15 protein-coding genes are annotated in these 17,803 nt (G+C 37.8%); 11 read left to right on the top strand and 4 right to left on the bottom strand.

Features of this window, described 5'->3' with window-relative positions:
- The first annotated feature begins 139 nt into the window (after nucleotides 1–139).
- Nucleotides 140–2,746, top strand: coding sequence for a GW dipeptide domain-containing protein (locus CZ434_RS12235; protein WP_077623404.1), 2,607 nt, complete (start codon nucleotides 140–142; stop codon nucleotides 2,744–2,746).
- Between the two features lie 40 nt (nucleotides 2,747–2,786).
- On the opposite strand, the gene CZ434_RS12230 is transcribed toward CZ434_RS12235, so the two are convergent.
- Both CZ434_RS12230 and tagD read right to left on the bottom strand, forming a co-directional pair.
- Nucleotides 2,787–3,965, bottom strand: coding sequence for a CDP-glycerol glycerophosphotransferase family protein (locus CZ434_RS12230; RefSeq protein ID WP_077623403.1), 1,179 nt, complete (start codon nucleotides 3,963–3,965; stop codon nucleotides 2,787–2,789).
- Nucleotides 3,958–4,356, bottom strand: a complete 399-nt coding sequence (gene tagD / locus CZ434_RS12225; RefSeq protein ID WP_077623402.1) for a glycerol-3-phosphate cytidylyltransferase — start codon at nucleotides 4,354–4,356, stop codon at nucleotides 3,958–3,960. The genes CZ434_RS12230 and tagD overlap by 8 nt, the downstream gene beginning before the upstream one ends.
- Nucleotides 4,357–4,947: 591 nt before the next feature.
- On the opposite strand from tagD, the gene CZ434_RS12220 reads away from it, so the two are divergent.
- From CZ434_RS12220 to tagH, 7 genes are all read left to right on the top strand, one after another.
- Complete coding sequence (locus CZ434_RS12220; RefSeq protein WP_077623401.1) at nucleotides 4,948–5,661, top strand: IspD/TarI family cytidylyltransferase; 714 nt, start codon at nucleotides 4,948–4,950, stop codon at nucleotides 5,659–5,661.
- Nucleotides 5,658–6,683, top strand: coding sequence for a ribitol-5-phosphate dehydrogenase (locus CZ434_RS12215; RefSeq protein WP_077623400.1), 1,026 nt, complete (start codon nucleotides 5,658–5,660; stop codon nucleotides 6,681–6,683). The genes CZ434_RS12220 and CZ434_RS12215 overlap by 4 nt, the downstream gene beginning before the upstream one ends.
- Nucleotides 6,684–6,708: 25 nt before the next feature.
- A complete protein-coding gene (locus tag CZ434_RS12210) occupies nucleotides 6,709–7,866 on the top strand; it encodes a CDP-glycerol glycerophosphotransferase family protein (protein ID WP_077623399.1) in 1,158 nt (385 codons plus the stop codon).
- Nucleotides 7,867–7,958: 92 nt separating this feature from the next.
- Nucleotides 7,959–9,836, top strand: coding sequence for a CDP-glycerol glycerophosphotransferase family protein (locus CZ434_RS12205; protein ID WP_077623398.1), 1,878 nt, complete (start codon nucleotides 7,959–7,961; stop codon nucleotides 9,834–9,836).
- A gap of 5 nt (nucleotides 9,837–9,841) precedes the next feature.
- Nucleotides 9,842–11,386, top strand: a complete 1,545-nt coding sequence (locus CZ434_RS12200; protein ID WP_077623397.1) for a glycosyltransferase — start codon at nucleotides 9,842–9,844, stop codon at nucleotides 11,384–11,386.
- A gap of 227 nt (nucleotides 11,387–11,613) precedes the next feature.
- Complete coding sequence (locus CZ434_RS12195; protein ID WP_077623396.1) at nucleotides 11,614–12,435, top strand: ABC transporter permease; 822 nt, start codon at nucleotides 11,614–11,616, stop codon at nucleotides 12,433–12,435.
- Nucleotides 12,436–12,451: 16 nt separating this feature from the next.
- A complete protein-coding gene (gene tagH / locus CZ434_RS12190) occupies nucleotides 12,452–13,249 on the top strand; it encodes a teichoic acids export ABC transporter ATP-binding subunit TagH (protein WP_077623395.1) in 798 nt (265 codons plus the stop codon).
- A 62-nt stretch (nucleotides 13,250–13,311) separates the two neighbouring features.
- Here tagH and CZ434_RS12185 read toward each other — a convergent pair whose 3' ends face one another.
- A complete protein-coding gene (locus CZ434_RS12185; protein ID WP_077623394.1) occupies nucleotides 13,312–14,676 on the bottom strand; it encodes a polysaccharide pyruvyl transferase family protein in 1,365 nt (454 codons plus the stop codon).
- Between the two features lie 269 nt (nucleotides 14,677–14,945).
- On the opposite strand from CZ434_RS12185, the gene CZ434_RS12180 reads away from it, so the two are divergent.
- The gene (locus CZ434_RS12180) at nucleotides 14,946–15,680 is read left to right on the top strand and encodes a WecB/TagA/CpsF family glycosyltransferase (RefSeq protein WP_245830979.1); all 735 of its coding nucleotides are present in this window, start codon (nucleotides 14,946–14,948) and stop codon (nucleotides 15,678–15,680) included.
- Between the two features lie 132 nt (nucleotides 15,681–15,812).
- On the opposite strand, the gene CZ434_RS12175 is transcribed toward CZ434_RS12180, so the two are convergent.
- Complete coding sequence (locus CZ434_RS12175; protein WP_077623392.1) at nucleotides 15,813–16,847, bottom strand: LCP family protein; 1,035 nt, start codon at nucleotides 16,845–16,847, stop codon at nucleotides 15,813–15,815.
- 395 nt (nucleotides 16,848–17,242) lie between these two features.
- Here CZ434_RS12175 and CZ434_RS12170 point away from each other — a divergent pair, with 395 nt between their 5' ends.
- Both CZ434_RS12170 and CZ434_RS12165 read left to right on the top strand, forming a co-directional pair.
- Complete coding sequence (locus CZ434_RS12170; RefSeq protein ID WP_077623391.1) at nucleotides 17,243–17,467, top strand: DUF1659 domain-containing protein; 225 nt, start codon at nucleotides 17,243–17,245, stop codon at nucleotides 17,465–17,467.
- 29 nt (nucleotides 17,468–17,496) lie between these two features.
- Nucleotides 17,497–17,709: a DUF2922 domain-containing protein gene (locus tag CZ434_RS12165; protein ID WP_077623390.1), complete on the top strand. Its 213-nt coding sequence runs from the start codon at nucleotides 17,497–17,499 to the stop codon at nucleotides 17,707–17,709.
- The last annotated feature ends 94 nt before the right edge of the window (nucleotides 17,710–17,803 follow it).

Raw genomic sequence — 17,803 nt, 5'->3', positions numbered from 1 at the left:
GCACACTTCCCGGGAACGGGCAGTGTGCTTTTTATTGAAAGTCTGATATTCTACATTTATTTTCAAAATTCTACTAAACTCTTTGGGTTGCTATACCGATATAAAAAGAGTCGGAATTTACAATAATTAGGGGGATTATATGAGGAAACTAGTCATCATAGCATTAGTGGTTTTGGTCTATTCGTCTGTTTTTCCTACATATTTATTTGCAGAGGATAATGGATCAGCGCCAGAAGTCGATGCTGAAGAGCAGGTAAATAACGTTGAATCCGAAAGTAATCCGGAAAAAGATAAGGAAACAACTGAATCAGCGAATAATACAGATTCTGCCGTAAAGGTAGAGTCAGTCGAAGAGTCAGAAGAAGAGGATGCGGAAAATACTGAGTCAGAAGAAAGGAAAGGCGAAACAAATAGTGAAGAAGAAAATAATGAAGTCCTAGAGACAGATCAACAAGATACGAAGGAAGAATCCGAAGAGTCGGGTACAGATACAGAAGACGAAGCAACATCTAAACAACAATCGGAAACAGCAGAGTCTGCAGACATCAAGAAAACCGAGACAGAAACATCTTCTGAAGAGAAGGAAACCGTAGAAAAAAGCAAGACTGCAGAAGAAGACCGAGAAGAAGACACTGCCGAATATAATCAATTCGGAATTAAAAAAGGAACAACTGTATACGGAATTGATATAAGTAAATTTACCGAAAAAGAACTCCAGTATGTCCCGGAAGGTTGGAGGGATGGTGTTGTAGAAAGTGAACACCAGCATGATACAGGAGAAGGAATTGTGGGGGCTAAACGAAGTTATCCCGACGTGAACAGCTATATCAGCAATTTACCTGTAGCGAATGTCGAGTATCAGTTTAAAAACTTCTTTACTCAATTTAATTACAGGAATGGTTTCGGTAAAGTAGAAGGGGTCGTTGCTCATGAAACGGCAAATGATTATTCAACGATAACCAGTGAAATCTCTTACATGTCCCAAAATCATCGAAACGCCTTTGTACATGCATTTGTGGACGATGAAAGGGTAATTCAGATTCACCCATTAGATTTGGGTGCATGGGGGGCAGGACCATACGCCAACCAGCGTTTTGTCCATGTAGAATTGGTAAGAGTGAGTAACTTTGATCAATTCGCCAAGTCGATTAATAACTATGCAGATTACATTGCCTCTATATTGTATAACTATGGGTTAGGGGTTAACAGCGCGGAAAGTGACGGGCAAGGTACATTGTGGTCCCATAAAGCGGTTAGTAACTACTTGGGCGGTACCACGCATGTGGACCCTCATGGATATTTTGCAAGATATGGTTACAGCTGGAATCAGTTTATAAGCTTGGTAAGATCAAGATATGATAACTTTGAGAGAGCAAAGGCAAATACAAGCAGGCTTGGACATCTGCATGGTGATGCTAGAATATTTAAATATGCTGGTGTAAGCTCTTCAGCGGTCTCCGCTGAAAATTATACAAGTGCGGTCTACTATATAAAAGCACAAACAGAAGCTAAGGGTGATACTTATTATCTTATCAGTCGACTGCCGAGCAGCCAAAAGGGAGTTATCGGCTGGGTAAAGGCAAAAGATATGAACACCTATGCACACACAGGAGTAGACAGCAGGAAAAAGACCTTCTATGTAAGAGGCAGCGGTTCTGCTTACAGCAAAGCCTGGGGAGGACCTAAAGATGTGATTTATTCAGATCTTTCCAACTATGTAGGCCAGGAAGTAAACATTGACCTGACCGAGAAGGTTGGAAGCAATTATTGGTACCGTGGAACCTTAAATGGGGAGACTGTTTGGATCCACACCAGCAATTTAACAACGAAACAAGAAAGCAGCACAAGTAAGCTGGGGCATCTTCACGGTAATGCCACTATTTTTCAACAGATCGGTGATAATAGAACGGCATTTTCGGCCTCGCCATACACAAATGCTGTTTATTATATTAAGAAACAAGCAAAAGTAAATGACCAAATTTATTATTTGATCAGTAATAAACCGAGCAGCAGCAGGGGTGTGATCGGCTGGGTCAAGTCTCAAGACATGGACGTGCACAGCCATCGTGGACTAGATTCCAATTCTAAAACGTTCAGCATAGAGGGATCAGGAAGTGCCTATGCAACGGCATGGGGAGGTAAAAAAGACTTAGTTTATGATAACCTTGCAAACTTTAAAAATGCGCAATTCAAAGTGAACTTGACTGAAACAGTCGGAAATAACACTTGGTACCGTGGTGTATTGAATGGCAAAACGGTTTGGGTTCACTCCAGTTATGTTACTGCCGGTGAAGAAAGCAGAGTAAGCAAGCTTGGTCATTTGCGTGGTTCAGCACAAATATATGAAACGGCAGGAGATACGTCTACTACTTTCTCAGCTGACAACTATACGAATGCAGTCTACTATATTAAGAAACAGACAAAAATGAATGGAAAAACTTATTTCTTAATCAGCAGGAAGCCAAGCAGTACAAGTGGAACAATTGGCTGGGTAGAGAAGAGTGATATGGTCACTTATAATCATGCAAGTGTCGACCATAAAGCAAAGACTTTCGAGATTGTAGGCAAAGGAAGTGCCTTCAGTAAAGCTTGGGGCGGCAGCAAAAATCTAGTCATTGATGATCTTGGAAAGTATAAAAGTAGAATCTTCAAAGTTAATTTAACTGAAACAGTCGGAAATAACACTTGGTATCGAGGCACGATTGATGGCAAGACAGCGTGGATTCACAGCGCTTATCTAAAATAGAATAAAAAATACCACTCCGGTGATAAGGGAGTGGTATTTTTTATTGATTGAGCACTCTCGCTCTCTCTTGACTTTCAAATACAAATGAAATGAGTAACTCACTGGAATTACCTCTGGAATACTGATTCCACTCATTGGCGAAATCTCTTATACGCCCCATGTCAAATTGGTTGTTTTTAATGATTTCAACAATTTCTTCTGTGCTGTCGACTACTGGTCCCGGCATGTTTCTTCGATAATCTTCCCAGAAACCTCTGGCTGTTTGATATTCTTCCAAATCATAACTGTAAAAAATCATCGGCTTATGCAACAAAGCATATTCAAATGGAATGGATGAGTAATCTGAAATTAAAATATCAGTTATAAGCAACAAATGATTAATATTTTCATAGTCTTTCACATCTACCACAAAGTCTGGATACTGATTTTTTAATTGAAAAGTGACTGCTGGGTGCAGACGAAGGAATACTACATATTCATCCTTGAATTCCTGGTACAATCTGTCTAAGTCGAGAGCAAGTTTCGGAGATGTCAATTGATCATCCCGGAATGTTGGTGCATACAAAATTACTTTCTTGTCACGGATGACTGGAAACTGTTTTTCCAACTGACGCTCAATTTCATGTGTTTCTTTTTTGTCAAAAAAGAAATCGGTTCTAGGAATCCCTGTACGCAGGATGTTATGGTTACTTAAGCCAAAACTCTCTCTGAAAATGTTGGACATTTTTTCCGAGCCCACCACTACATAGTGGAATCGCTTGTAGACTTCCTCGAAACGTTTAATTGCCCGGTGTGATCTATTCTTTATAGATGGGTCTCTTAAACCAAAGCGTTTGACAGCACCGGCAGCATGCCATAATTGAACGCAAATTACATCAGGTTTAAAATTCATGACAGATAAAAAACCATAATAATTATCAACCAAAATTACCTTTGAAGTTGCTAGATGAAAGATGGAAGTTATAAAGTTTACGAGATTTCTAGACTCAAAATTAATAACAGCAGCATTCAAGTGACTAAAGTCCTTTTTACAGCCTGCTGTTTTTAAGATAATAATTTCGGTATCCGTTTTTGCCGCCAACTCATCGGCTACATGGGAAATATTGTCCCCGAAAGAGGCGACCAAAGTTGTTTTTTCTTTAAGAGGCGCTAAATTAAATAGGTTGAATGTCATTCTGACTAGGAACAGATAGATTGAAATGATGAGCTCTCTACCCATGATCCACCCGAAATAAGTCATTTTTGATTTGTGTGGAGGAGACGCCGGATGTCCTAGGCAAGTAAATGACCTCACAGTATTCTTTCAAGTAATCGAATTTTCCTGCCCAGTCATCTCCCATCACGAAAGTATCGATGTTTAAACGTTTAATATCATCTGCTTTTTGTTCCCAGTTGTTTTCAGGAATGACATCATCAACATAACGGATAGCCTCTAAAATGAATTTGCGTGTTTTATAGTTGTGGTAAGCTCTCTTGTTTTTTTGGTTATTAAAGGAATCTGAAGAAACTGCAACAGTAAGATGATCTCCTAACTCTTTTGCACGTTTCAGTATATTGATATGGCCTTCATGAATTAAATCAAAAGTGCCGTAAGTTATTACTTTTTTCATGATAAGCCCTCCTTTAGGAGCAAATTAGAAAGAGCGTTTAATCTCTTATAATTACCCATAGTAATTTACATATTAAACGTTTATTCGGCTAAAGACAAGGACCAAAACATGGCATTAATTCCAACTTGAAATGCCGTTTAATAATCCTTGGAAAATAAATCAATAATGATACAAATAATCAGTTGGATACTGAGAAGATACAAACTGCCAAGAGTTTTTGCCCTTTAAAGAATACCGTAAGAGTGAAATAATGAAAATAGTAGAAAAACATGCATATCCCTTCCTATTATATAACAGTGTTTATCACTATGTCATTAAGGGTAAAAATCAGGTTGAATACCTCTGATAAAACAGAGAGAATCAATAAACCCTCATAAATACCAGAAATATTATCGAATGTTATCATACCTTTATCAATCATTAAAAAATGGATGTCCAACATTATTGCAAGCCTGTCTGCCAGTATGTTGCACGTATTTGTTAAAACGTGTATATTTAATTTGAAATTTGTATTTTTTGTGTAAAAATATTCGACAATATATATGAAGAAGCGACTAATTAATTAATAAACAGAGAAAAGGAGATTTTATCGTGATATATGCTGAGATTTTAGCTGGTGGTAAAGGGACGCGGATGGGGAATATCAATATGCCAAAACAATTTATTACCCTTGATGAAACGCCGATTATCATCCATACTATTGAAAAATTTATACTAAACGACCGTTTTGAAAAAATATTGATTGTATCCCCGAAAGAATGGATTAATTATACTGAAGACATTATAAAGAAACACATAGGCGAAAATGACCGTTTAGTTGTCGTTGAAGGTGGAAGTGATCGAAACGAGTCTATTATGAGTGGGATACGTTATATTAAGAATGAGTTCGGGATTGGTAAAGACGATGTAATCGTTACCCATGATTCAGTAAGGCCTTTTCTTACACACCGCATTATAGAAGAAAATATTGATGAAGCATTAAAGCACGGAGCTGTCGATACCGCTATAGAGGCAGTAGATACTATCCTGCAGTCAAACGACGGAGAAATAATTGACAATATACCGATTCGTGACACGATGTTCCAGGGACAAACACCACAGAGTTTCAATATACAAACTTTGGTTGACCATTATAACGAACTGACTGAAGAAGAGAAAAATGTATTAACAGACGCTTGTAAAATTTGTGCCCTTAAAGGTGAAAAAGTAAAAATTGTTAAAGGGGAACTGTTTAATATTAAAATTACAACCCCTTATGATTTAAAAGTTGCAAAAGCAATTTTACAGGAGCGGATATCCAAATGATAAATCAAGTTTACCGGTTAGTATCTCCACGACAATTGGAAGTCACCTATAGTAACTATTCCTTAAATTCAGAGTATATAGTGGTCAGACCTACACACTTGTCGATTTGTGCTGCCGACCAGCGTTATTATACCGGAACACGCGGTAAAGAAGCGCTGTCGAAGAAACTTCCGATGGCTTTGATACATGAAGGGATTGGAAAAGTAGTATATGACCCGAAGAAAGAATTTGAACCTGGTACCCCAGTTGTTATGGTACCTAACACACCTTCGGAAGAAGACGAGATTGTCGCAGAAAACTATTTAAGGTCAAGTAAATTCCGTTCAAGCGGATTTGATGGATTCATGCAGGACTATGTGTTCTTGAACAGAGATCGCTTAGTACCCCTGGGTGACAACATCAATCCTCATGTAGGTGCGTTTATGGAATTGATTACCATTGCCATGCATTCTATCGTCCGGTTCGATCAACGCGCCCATGTTAGAAGGGAAGTATTTGGTGTTTGGGGCGACGGGAATCTTGGCTTCATCACTTCCCTGATTCTTAAAACCCTTTACAAAGACAGTAAAGTAATTGTGTTTGGAAAAACCCCTTATAAACTGGATCACTTTTCGTTTGTGGATGAAGTTCATCAAATTGACATGATTCCAGAAAACCTTGAATTGGATCATGCCTTTGAATGTGTTGGAGGAAAAGGAAGCCAATATGCAATAAATCAAATTATTGACTATATCAAACCGGAAGGATCTATATCCATTTTGGGAGTCTCAGAAGAACCTGTGGAAATTAATACCAGGATGGTACTTGAGAAAGGTATTACCATGATCGGAAGCAGCAGAAGTGGCAGAGTAGACTTTGAAAATACGGTCGAGCTGCTGAGCGAAAATCCTAAAATGCAGGAGTATTTTGAAACGTTGATAGGTTCAGTAAATGAAATTAAGTCTATTGATGATATACTTCAGTGTTTTGAAAAGGATTTGACTACCTCTTGGGGAAAAACAGTGATGGAATGGAAGATATAATTGGAAAAGTAAGGATGGATATGGAATGAAGAAGTTAAATAAGATGCTTTTAATTGCAGTTAATATGGCATTGAAAACTATTTATTCTATATTCTCCTTTGTTTTCCCTTTAAAGGCGGATAAGGTTACCTTTGCATCCTATAGAGAGGAACGTTTAAAGGGAAACTTGCTATATTTGTATGAGGAATTGCAAAACAGCGAAAGAGATTACACCTTTACGATGCTTTTTAAAAAGTACCAGTCTTCTTACCTCGGCAAGGTAGATTATGTACTGCACTTAGTAAGGGCCTGTTATCATCTCGCTACTTCGGCATATTTCGTAATCGACGACTACTATTACCCGGTATATGTAATTAAACCGCATAAAAAGACAAAAATAATCCAGTTATGGCATGCAGCGGGTGCATTTAAAAAATTCGGGCATAGTACCAAGGGGAAATCTTTCGGACCAAGTGTAGAGTACCTGCAGCATGTTAACATTCATTCTAACTATTCAAATGCCATAGTCAGTTCAAAAGAGGTTGTACCCTACTTCGCTGAAGCTTTTGATATGCCCGGGGACAGAATTCTTCCGCTCGGTCTTCCTAGAACAGACTATTTCTACGATGGTAAAAAAACTTCTGCTACTATGGCAAAATTTCAGAAGCTTTATCCAGAACTGAACGGAAAAAAGCTAATCCTTTATGCCCCCACCTTCCGTGGGAAAAGTCACTATCAAGAGTCATTTAATCTGCCATTTGATCTGGAAGAAATGGAAAGGCATCTGGAAGGAACCTATGCTCTTGTCACTCACTTCCATCCATATATGAAATTTATAAGATTGGATAGAGAGAGGCATAAGAGCTTTGTCTATGATTTATCGAGCGACTTTGGTATCCAGGAACTGATGTACTTATGTGATGTGTTGATTACAGATTACTCTTCTGTCATTTTTGAATACAGCTTGTTAGACAAGCCGATGTGTTTTTTTCCGTTTGATTTAGAAGAATATATTGAAGAACGGGATTTTTATTATGAATATGAATCGTTCATACCTGGTCCTTTGTTCAGAGATACATCTTCCTTAGTAAAATGGCTTCGGGAAGAACGTTTTAATAAGGAGCAAATTCACAGCTTCCGCGATAAATTTTTTGACTATACGGATGGTAATGCAAGTAAAAGAATCGTAGAGCACTTATTTTAATAATATTGGGTTATATTAATGGAAAAGGGGAGAGTAGATCCCTCTTTTCTATTTTCATTTCAAGTTTTGAGGACAGATTGGAGCTAACATGTATGTTTACTCGTTTAAAAAAACGTCTGAAAAGATCAGTTAAGCGACAGAATGGGCAAGGAAATCCAGTGGTTATTGAAGGAAAAGAAGTTGTTATAAATTCAGATAACGTCGTAAAATATGCCTCTACAGCCGAAACGGACTTTGTGGAACAAGATGACCTTAATGATCTCAAGGTACATAGGGATATTACCTCTCTTAACTGGAATGGACCACAGTTAAAGTTGGAAGGGTATTTTTATCTAGAAGGTGTTCCCATGGACAATGATGACCTTGTTAGAAAAAACTTACTGCTATATTGTAATAATGAAAAAAAGTTTGTAATTCCTTTGAGAGATAAGAAAGTAGTCGAACTTCAGACTGAAGAGACTATCGAGGAACAATATCAATGGGCAGGTTTTGAGGGGGCAGTCAATTTTGCAACCTTGTCAAAGGGAGATAAACCACTTGAATCAGGTGACTATTTCCTCTATCTAGAAGTAGAGGCGTTTGTTTCAAGTAAGGAAAAGTATAAAAAAGTGTTTCCTCTCGGGAACATTGAGAATTATCTGAGTGATGGTTTCCATGCTGCGAAAATGGAATATTTTACTGCCAGAAGAGAAATGAAATATAACTTGTTGGCAACTTATGACTTTACCCACAAAACGTTAAAGCTGGTCTCTACCAAATTGAAAGATCTCGATCCAAGGGAAATGCAGTTGGATGCTCCCGAAACCAGTGGAGTCTTCTATAAGTTTTTTCAAAAGAAACTTTTCGGTGTTATTTATAGATTATGCTGGATATTCCCTGTAAATAAGAAGAAAGTGCTGTTTGCTTCAGATAGCAGGGAGGAGTTGGGTGGCAACTTCAAATTTGTCTACGATGAAATGGCTTCAAGGGATTTAGATTTAACATATGAATTTGCACTTAAAAAAGGTGTAGGAGAAAAGAAAAGCTATGGTGAGTTGATTCATCTTGCCTATCAGTTGGCTACATCAAAATTCATCTTATTGGATGATTTTTATCCAATGGTTTATCCATTAACAATAAGAAGAAATAGTGAACTTATTCAGCTATGGCATGCAGTTGGAGCATTTAAAACATTCGGTTTTAGCCGGATTGGACGTCCTGGGGGACCATCGCCAAAGTCATTAAATCACCGGAATTATACAAAGGTTACCGTTAGTTCAAAGAATATAGCGCCTCATTATGCAGAAGGATTTGGAATACCGGAAGAAAATGTAGTTGCTACCGGCATTCCTCGGACAGATATTTTCTTTGATGAGGATTATAAACAGACGGTACGAGAAGAAATTTATCAAGAACATCCATACTTAAAAGGCAAAAAAGTCATCATGTTTGCTCCCACTTTCAGGGGCAATGGACAGCAGTCTGCCCATTATCGGATGGAAGCATTGAACCTGGAGAAACTCTACAATGAACTTAGTGATGAATATGTATTTATATTAAAGATTCATCCATTTGTTAAGAATGATATTCAAATTCCTTATCAATACACGGACTTCTTTTACGATTTCTCTGATTACAGAGAGATAAATGACCTTTTATTCATCACTGATATACTAGTTACGGACTACTCCTCCGTTTGTTTTGAATTCGCCCTGCTAAATAAGCCAATGATATTCTTTGCTTACGATGTGGAAGAATATGTGCAAAAACGTGATTTTTATTATAATTACCACTCCTTTATTCCTGGGCCGCTTGCGAAGACAACGGAAGATTTAATCAGAACCATCCATCAGGAAGATTACAAAATGGATAAAATCGAACCTTTTATAAATTATTTCTTTGATCATATAGATGGCCAGTCAAGCAGGCGAGTCGTAGATCAATTGATTTTGGAAAAAGAAGAGGAAGAGACACTTACGGACAAGGGGTGATAAACATGAACAATAAGCTATTTATGCTTTTATATGATATCGATGTAAATAAAGGCGGTATCACTCAGGTAATGTTAAACCGCTCAAAGATGTTCAGTGCCAAGGGATGGGACGTGGATCTCATCACATTGGATTATAAAGAGAACTATCCAGACATTTCAGCGCGTCTCAGGGATGTAGGAAGACTTGGAAAAGATGTCAATATTATTAATGTTTATGATTATTATCGTAATAAGAATACCATGTCCGGGATGAGCGAAGAGTCGATTAAGTATTACAGATATGCCTCATCATCTGAAGAAGAAGGACTGGATGCCCATTTAGATTTAGAGTCAAATAACGCACGCTACTTTGAAAACGGGCTATATCGCAAATACAAAAAATGGACAAAAAATGGTGTTCTCCAGCATATTGACTATTTTAATGACAATCGGGCAAGAGTATTAAGAGAAAAGTTTGCAGAAGAAGGCAATATAATCAGCAGGATCTATTTTGACTTGAGTACAAACAAACCAAAGCAAGAACTATTCTATACTCTGGACGGATTTTGCTACTTGAACAGATGGTATAACGACAAGGAAAAAATAAGTAACATTCATTTATTTAATAGACATTCAAGCAAAGTGGAGAGATTCAAGAATAATCAGGAATTCCATACTTTCTGGTTGAATGAGCTATGTTCAGCCCATAAAGAAAAACCTTTTATGATTTGTGACGGGGTGGGATCTGCATCTAAGGTAATGGATATGGATGAAAACCTTGTAAACAGAATCTATGCAATCCATACGAACCATTTCGCCAAGCCGCATGAATTCGGAAGTCCTATAAAAGATAATCATCAACCGCTACTTGATAATATTGATAATGTAGAAGCTATTGTTGTGTTGACGGAACAACAAAAGGAAGATATTATAAAACAATTCGGAGACTATCAAAATATCTTTGTCATTCCTCACTTTGTTAGTGTTAAGGAAAAGCAAGTCTATAAGAAAGACAACTTAGTGACGGCAGTATCAAGATATCATCCAGAAAAAGGTCTGGACGAACTTATTAATGCTTTCAAACTTGTAGTAGACGAAGTGCCTGAAGCCTCGTTGAAAATTTACGGGGATGGTCCGGATAGAGAACGACTTCAACGAATCATTGATGATTTGGCGTTAAATGATCATGTATCCCTCATGGGATATAGCAATTCTGTTGATGAAGTTCTTGGACAAGCTACTGTTTCTACTCTCACATCCCGTTTTGAAGGATTTAGTATGGTAATCATCGAGTCATTAATAAATAGAACTCCTGTTGTCAGCTATGATGTCAATTATGGACCTCGCGATATTATCCAAAATGGAAAAACTGGATATGTTGTACCGAACAAAGACAGGAAAGAGTTTGCTTCAAAGGTTGTCAAATTGTTAAAGGCTCCGATAAAAGCAAATGTAATGGGACAAAACGGGCACAGTTACGCCATTAACAAATATAATGAGGAAAAACATTATGACCTTTGGCTGCAATTATTCGACAACTTAATAAGCAAAGAGCCTCAAGATGAATAGAAAACAGTTGATATAAGAATGATAAGGTATTATCTATATAGATAATACCTTTTTGAGTATTGAAAGAATCAGCTCAGTTAACATGCTGTGTCTTGGTCCTAAATTTATATGGATTAGCTTATCGTTCTTAATTTTGTGGTATAATATTAAGGATTGCGTCAAAGGGAAAGAACACAATCGGCGAACTTTTAACAGTTATTTTTCGGGAACGGGAAAGGTAAATTATTATGAAATCTGCACTACTAGTAATAAAAGAACAGATACAACACTTTTATTTGATAAGAAGGTTATCCTTATATGAAATGAAGAGCGCCAATAATAGTAATTATCTTGGTATGGCTTGGGAAATAATCAATCCACTGATCCAGGTAGCTATCTATTGGTTTGTTTTTGGTTTTGGAATTAGAGAGAAAGAGCCAATTGAATTGGCAAATGGCGAAATGGTTAGTTTCTTTCCATGGATGTTATCAGGTATTCTTGTGTGGTTTTTCTTTTACCAGTCAACCATACTAGCGTCTAAGTCCATCTACACACGTTTGCGCATGCTCTCTAAAATGAACTTTCCAATGAGTGTAATACCGAACTTTATGATATTTTCTCAGCTTTATGTTCATTTTATTATGGCTGCAATTACCATAGTTATATTAGTAATAGCTGGTTTTCCAATAAATATTTACTATCTTCAAATTATATACTTTCTATTTGCAACATTTGCTATTACCTATGCGTTGGCGTTGGTTACTTCTACACTTTCGACCATCGTGCGAGATGTACACATGTTCTTGAATGCGACATTGAGAATGTTTCTTTATTTATCACCGATTTTATGGACGATGGATACTCTGCCGGATAAACTGCAGATTATTATGCAAATCAATCCGCTGTATTACCTAATTGAAGGTTACCGGGCAGGGTTTCTCGGTACTGAATGGTATTTTATCAATAACTGGGAATATACATTGTATTTCTGGGTATTAACTATAGTATTGTTTTTAGTCGGTTCATCTCTCCATGTGAAATTCAGAAGGCATTTTATCGATTTTCTTTAATAGGAAAGGGATTTGAATGGAAAAATCAATTATTGTTAACGATGTTTCAAAAAAATATAAATTGTATTCATCTACTTCCGAAAGAATCAAGGATTTAGTACTGCCTAAAAGTTACGGAGAAGAATTTTGGGCATTGAAAGATATCGACTTTGAAGCGGAAAAGGGTGATGTTATTGGATTTGTTGGGATAAACGGTTCAGGAAAATCCACTCTTTCCAATATTATTGCTGGAATAGTTCCAGAGACGACCGGTACAGTGCAGCTAAATGGACAAGCCTCCTTGATTGCTGTAGCTTCCGGACTGAAGGCTGATCTTACCGGTAGAGATAACATTGAGTTGAAATGTCTGATGCTCGGTTTCTCCAAAAAAGAAATAAAGAAAATGGAATCAGATATAATTGAGTTTGCGGAATTGGAAAAATTCATCGATCAGCCGGTTAAATCATATTCAAGCGGGATGAAATCGAGGTTGGGTTTTGCCATTTCCGTGACGATCGATCCGGATATTTTAATTATTGACGAGGCTCTGTCCGTAGGGGATAAGGCTTTTGCGGAGAAAAGTCTTTCCAAGATGAAAGAATTCAAAGACAGAGGAAAAACAATGATTTTTGTCAGCCATTCCATTGCCCAAATGAAAGAGTTCTGTGAAAAAATTCTTTGGCTCGAATTTGGCAGGGTAAAGGATTTTGGTAGTGTTGAGGAAATTATGCCAAAGTATCAAGAGTTTCTGTCCTCGTATAAAAAAATGTCTAAGGAAGAGAAAAAGCAGTATCGCAGGGACGCTTCCAAACGAAGTCAATTGGTAAGAAATTAATACACAAAAAAGACTGTCACAGAGAGCTGAACACAGCATCTTTGGACAGTCTTTTTTAAATATTAATGTTTGCTTAATTTGTCAGCAAATTTTAAAGCTAAACGCACGCTCTTTCTATTTAAAGTCGCTTTTTGTTTATTGATGATTTTATTTTTTTCTGCCAATTGTTTTTTCTGTTTTTGTCCATACTTCGCTTCGACTTTTGGATAGTAACTTTCCCATCTACTAACCATTTCTTCGAGAGAACAACCGCTTATTGGTACGATGGGCTGTTTAAGATTGATATTGGCAAGTTCATTATCTAATGGCACGGAGGAAGGATTGATGTCTTCTCTATAAATATGGTCCAATTTATTTTTGTTTAAGAAATCGACGAAATGATCGAAGTTTGAACCTTGGTTTTTATGGACTTGTTGGAAATCTAATTTATCTACCAAATCCATTAGTTTGGTTTTTTCATCAATGTCATGTGCCATGACATGCGTTAATTGATGATATTCCGCTAATTCCCTCATGCGGGCGTCTTTAGGTAGCAATATGCTTGGTGTACCGGCAAGAACAGCAGCGATATTACCATGTAGTCTTGCACCGAAACTTAAATCGGCTTGTCGGATAAAATCTAGCCATGTTGGCACATTAAGAAAGTACCGGACTCGGTTTTCCATGTAAACAGGATCGGACATTTTAACTGGATAGTTGTTGGCCGCTTTCCCAATGGTAGGTGACCCTGTATAAGTCAATTCCATTTCTTTTCTCCATTGTGGAATGAAATAATGGTTCGGGAACTCTTTCATACTTCTAGTGATGAAGTCAAGTACATTCTTAGGTGAAAGCTTCGATGAATTGACGGTGACCATCGAATCTGGAGTGATATTTGTCTCCCTTATATTCAGCTCTCTACCAAAGGCATACATGGATGGACATCCGATTACAGTATGGTCAATACCTTCGCGAAAGCCGAGACGAGAAAGGTATTTAGCCGTAATTTCACCGCGCACACCAATCATGTTAGACTTTTCTAATACTGCACTGACAAAAGCCTTAACATCTTCATCGAATGGGAAACCTTCGTTTAATTTCGGTTCGAACGGAGCACGTAAACCTACCCCTATCACGACAACAGGGATATTAAGCTTTTTAATAAGCTTCGTATATTTACGTAACGTAGGGACGAAATCTTTCCGAAAAGCGTCAGCTAACGGAATAATATAGCAGTCATAGTTTTTGTTGATTTCATCTGCTCTTTTTGGATCATAGTTGTAGTAGTCTGGTGTTATGGTTGTGCCTTCCGTCATTAGTGTCCGGAATACACTATATTGATATATCAAATTGCCTACATTTCCGCCGATTGAATTATTAAGCAGCATATAACTTGCATCAAAATTATCAAGCGGAGAAATGCCTGCTCGTATTAGAATATTCTTCATTTTTGAAATAAAGACCCCTTCCTGTTGTTATAAGAAACTCTATCTAAATATTTTATCATATTCCTATAAGGTAAGACATTAGTAATTTCTAACTATCGGAGAGCATCAGTACTTTTGCGACGGAAGCTCTTAAAGGAAAAATCTGAGACAAAAATCAGAAAATACTAATTGTCCAAAATACATTTTAATGGGATAATAGTATGTGGACTTGTCGAAATATAGCTGATTTATTTTGAAAGTTATGTAGATTTATGAGAGGTTGTTTAAATGTGTCGAAATTTATAAATTCCGTATCCATAATGGATATACCTTTCATCAATATGAGTCAGAATGAACTGCTCCAACAACATATCTATCCACGGCTGCAGAGTCATGAAAAAACGTTCATCGTGACAGCCAACCCAGAAATAGTTATGCAGGCTAAAGAGCAGCCGGAATATAAATCCTTGTTAAAAGAAGCTGATTTTATTACACCGGATGGGGCAGGTATCGTTATTGCATCAAGGTTTCTAGGAAATCCAATCAAAAGCAGGCTGCCTGGTTTTGACTTGATGACTTCTTTAATCGGATATGCAGAGGAAAAACAGTTAAGCTGCTATTTTCTGGGAGCAACCAAGGATGTAAACGACAAGCTTGTTAAGAGATTGAAAGAGCTGCATCCATATTTGAAGATAGCTGGCCACCACCATGGTTTTTTTGATTTAACGGACCGGTCGATTGTGGAGGAAGTCAAGAAGGCACAGCCTGATTTTGTGTTTATAGCACTTGGCTCACCTGCCCAGGAAAAGTGGATCACAACATACAAAAATGAATTTGAAAAAGGCCTGTTTATGGGTGTCGGCGGCAGCTTCGATGTTATCGCAGGCGAAGTAAAGCGAGCGCCCGAATTATGGATCAATCTCAACTTAGAGTGGCTGTACCGGTTGATCAAGCAGCCATTTCGATGGAAACGGATCCTCAAAGTCTTTGAATTCATGTTTCGGATTATACTGAAAAAATTTTGATAGGCAAATGGTAACAGGCTACTTCACATATAGTGTATAGCCTGTTTATTTTTTGGGGAATAGTAGATTTTATTCCACACCAAACTTGCAGAATAAAAAAACTGCCAAGAGACATGTCTCTTGGCAGTTTTTTTATTGTTGTGTTTGCGTACCTGTTTCAGTACTTGACTCTGTATCTGGATGTTCTGATTCTTGCAAATCCAGCTGTTCTCTAAGCTCGATTCTTTTGTTTGCCAAATCTGTATCATCCAGCTGGTAATAGTAGATACCATTGATACGTGTATCATAACCTTTTAGATTCAAGGTCTCCACATTGAGGTCTCCACTAGTGCCATAAGAGATGAAACTCTTCATTTCATTGAATGTCATGTTGGTGCGCATGTTGTCCCCAACAGCAACCATCAGATCATCAAACTTGGTAATTGAGCCAAGCGAAGTTGCTTTACTGATGATCGCTTGGATGATTTCCTGCTGGCGTTTACCGCGCTCTATGTCACTGTCCTGTTTTCTTGTCCGGGCAAGAGCCAGAGCTTCCTCACCGTTCAATGTCTGTTCGCCAGGCATTAAGTGAATGGCACCAGCTTTATCGTTAGAATCTTGTTCAGACATTTCATAAGGAACATCTACATTGATACCGTTCAATGCGTCGACTACATCAATGAATGCTTCAAAATCCATTCGTACATAATAATCGACAGGAATATCGAGCATGCCCTCTACCGCTTCAATGGACGCTCTCGGACCGCCATACGCATGGGCATGGTTGATTTTCGTGTTGTATCCTACTTCCGGCACATACACATAAGAGTCCCTCGGGATGCTCAACAGCTTAACAGAGTTATCATCCTTATTAAGGGTTGCCAGCATCAAGGCATCGGAGCGGGAATTCCCATCATAATTACGTTTTTCACTGTCGTCCACACCAATGAATAATACCGAAACATTATCCACATTTGGATCGACTTCTTCTGCCCGCAGTTCGGATTTTTCTCTACCGACATCTTCGTATGAATCAGATACGACTTCACCCGCTTTGTTATATAAATAAGCACCGTAAGCAGTGGTGGCTCCAATCAAAATTAAAAATGGTACTAATATAAACAAAAGACGCTTACGCCTTCTAACCTTCTTTTTCCTAATTCTCGACTTTTTTCGTGTATCAGTCATATATCTATCCCCTTAATATTACAAAAATAGACTTAAATTATAAGAACACTAACTATTATTTTACTACGAATCACCCAAGTAGTAAATTTATTTTTTGCTAGAAAGGGTTTTAAATGAGAATTTTTTACTATTAGTTATCGTTTACCCGAATAGAATGTTCCCTTAACATGGAGGTTTGCAGCGATGTTGGTTCAATCGATTATATGAATCATGATGAAAATAATTACCAATATGAATCTTGTATAAAATGGTCCGACTTGCCAAACCCTTCTTGAAAATGATGGTGATTCTAGTAATAAATTGATAGGATGGCGGATATTTTCCTGATTTTTTTGTTTAAGAGACACCTTTTTTCCACTTCGGAACGATTATAGAAGGGAAAGGAGGTGTCGTACATGGCTGTATCACAAACAATCGATTCAAGGCTGCAGCTGGCATTTCAGACGGGAGTCGATGGGACAACCGGAAAGGCTATCCTGAAGAATAAAACATTCAATAACGTGAAGCTTGATGCCACTGCAGATCAACTGATGGCTGTCACAACAGCATTGATTCCCCTGCAGACGTTGACGCTTTACTCCGTAAAACGGAATGACAGTTCATTGCTCACAGTCGAGTAACGGATGTTTATTAGAAAGGAGGAAACCAAATGAAGACACTGGAAATGAAATTTCTGAATCAGGAAGAAAAGCTGGTCACCATATCCCTCGACAATCCAGTCGAACCGCCTGATGCGGAAGCAATCGAAGCGGCGATGGATACGATCATTTCTGAAAATGCCTTTTTTTCATCGGGCGGTGACTTAGTCAGTAAGAAGAGTGCCCGTATTGTCGAACGGAACGTTTTTGATATTGAATTCTAATTCAAAAGGGAGCGGTTGAGCCTGCTCCCTTTAGAAAACACTATCCTGGGAGTTATTGGCTGTGTGAACAGGTGAGTTCTGATGTTTTCATCTA

The organism is Sediminibacillus massiliensis (assembly GCF_900156915.1).
In the GTDB taxonomy this organism is placed as follows: Bacteria; Bacillota; Bacilli; order Bacillales; family Amphibacillaceae; genus Sediminibacillus_A; species Sediminibacillus_A massiliensis.
Note: the sequence above shows the minus strand (reverse complement) of the source record. Positions and strands in the feature narration are given on the sequence as shown.

What these genes read in the sequence shown, in the direction of transcription:
- CZ434_RS12235 (WP_077623404.1), top strand. Translation starts at nt 140, where the DNA reads ATGAGGAAACTAGTCATCATAGCATTAGTGGTTTTGGTCTATTCGTCT.
- CZ434_RS12230 (WP_077623403.1), bottom strand. Translation starts at nt 3,965, where the DNA reads ATGGGTAGAGAGCTCATCATTTCAATCTATCTGTTCCTAGTCAGAATG.
- tagD (WP_077623402.1), bottom strand. Translation starts at nt 4,356, where the DNA reads ATGAAAAAAGTAATAACTTACGGCACTTTTGATTTAATTCATGAAGGC.
- CZ434_RS12215 (WP_077623400.1), top strand. Translation starts at nt 5,658, where the DNA reads ATGATAAATCAAGTTTACCGGTTAGTATCTCCACGACAATTGGAAGTC.
- CZ434_RS12210 (WP_077623399.1), top strand. Translation starts at nt 6,709, where the DNA reads ATGAAGAAGTTAAATAAGATGCTTTTAATTGCAGTTAATATGGCATTG.
- CZ434_RS12205 (WP_077623398.1), top strand. Translation starts at nt 7,959, where the DNA reads ATGTTTACTCGTTTAAAAAAACGTCTGAAAAGATCAGTTAAGCGACAG.
- CZ434_RS12200 (WP_077623397.1), top strand. Translation starts at nt 9,842, where the DNA reads ATGAACAATAAGCTATTTATGCTTTTATATGATATCGATGTAAATAAA.
- CZ434_RS12195 (WP_077623396.1), top strand. Translation starts at nt 11,614, where the DNA reads ATGAAATCTGCACTACTAGTAATAAAAGAACAGATACAACACTTTTAT.
- tagH (WP_077623395.1), top strand. Translation starts at nt 12,452, where the DNA reads ATGGAAAAATCAATTATTGTTAACGATGTTTCAAAAAAATATAAATTG.
- CZ434_RS12185 (WP_077623394.1), bottom strand. Translation starts at nt 14,676, where the DNA reads ATGAAGAATATTCTAATACGAGCAGGCATTTCTCCGCTTGATAATTTT.
- CZ434_RS12175 (WP_077623392.1), bottom strand. Translation starts at nt 16,847, where the DNA reads ATGACTGATACACGAAAAAAGTCGAGAATTAGGAAAAAGAAGGTTAGA.
- CZ434_RS12170 (WP_077623391.1), top strand. Translation starts at nt 17,243, where the DNA reads ATGGCTGTATCACAAACAATCGATTCAAGGCTGCAGCTGGCATTTCAG.
- CZ434_RS12165 (WP_077623390.1), top strand. Translation starts at nt 17,497, where the DNA reads ATGAAGACACTGGAAATGAAATTTCTGAATCAGGAAGAAAAGCTGGTC.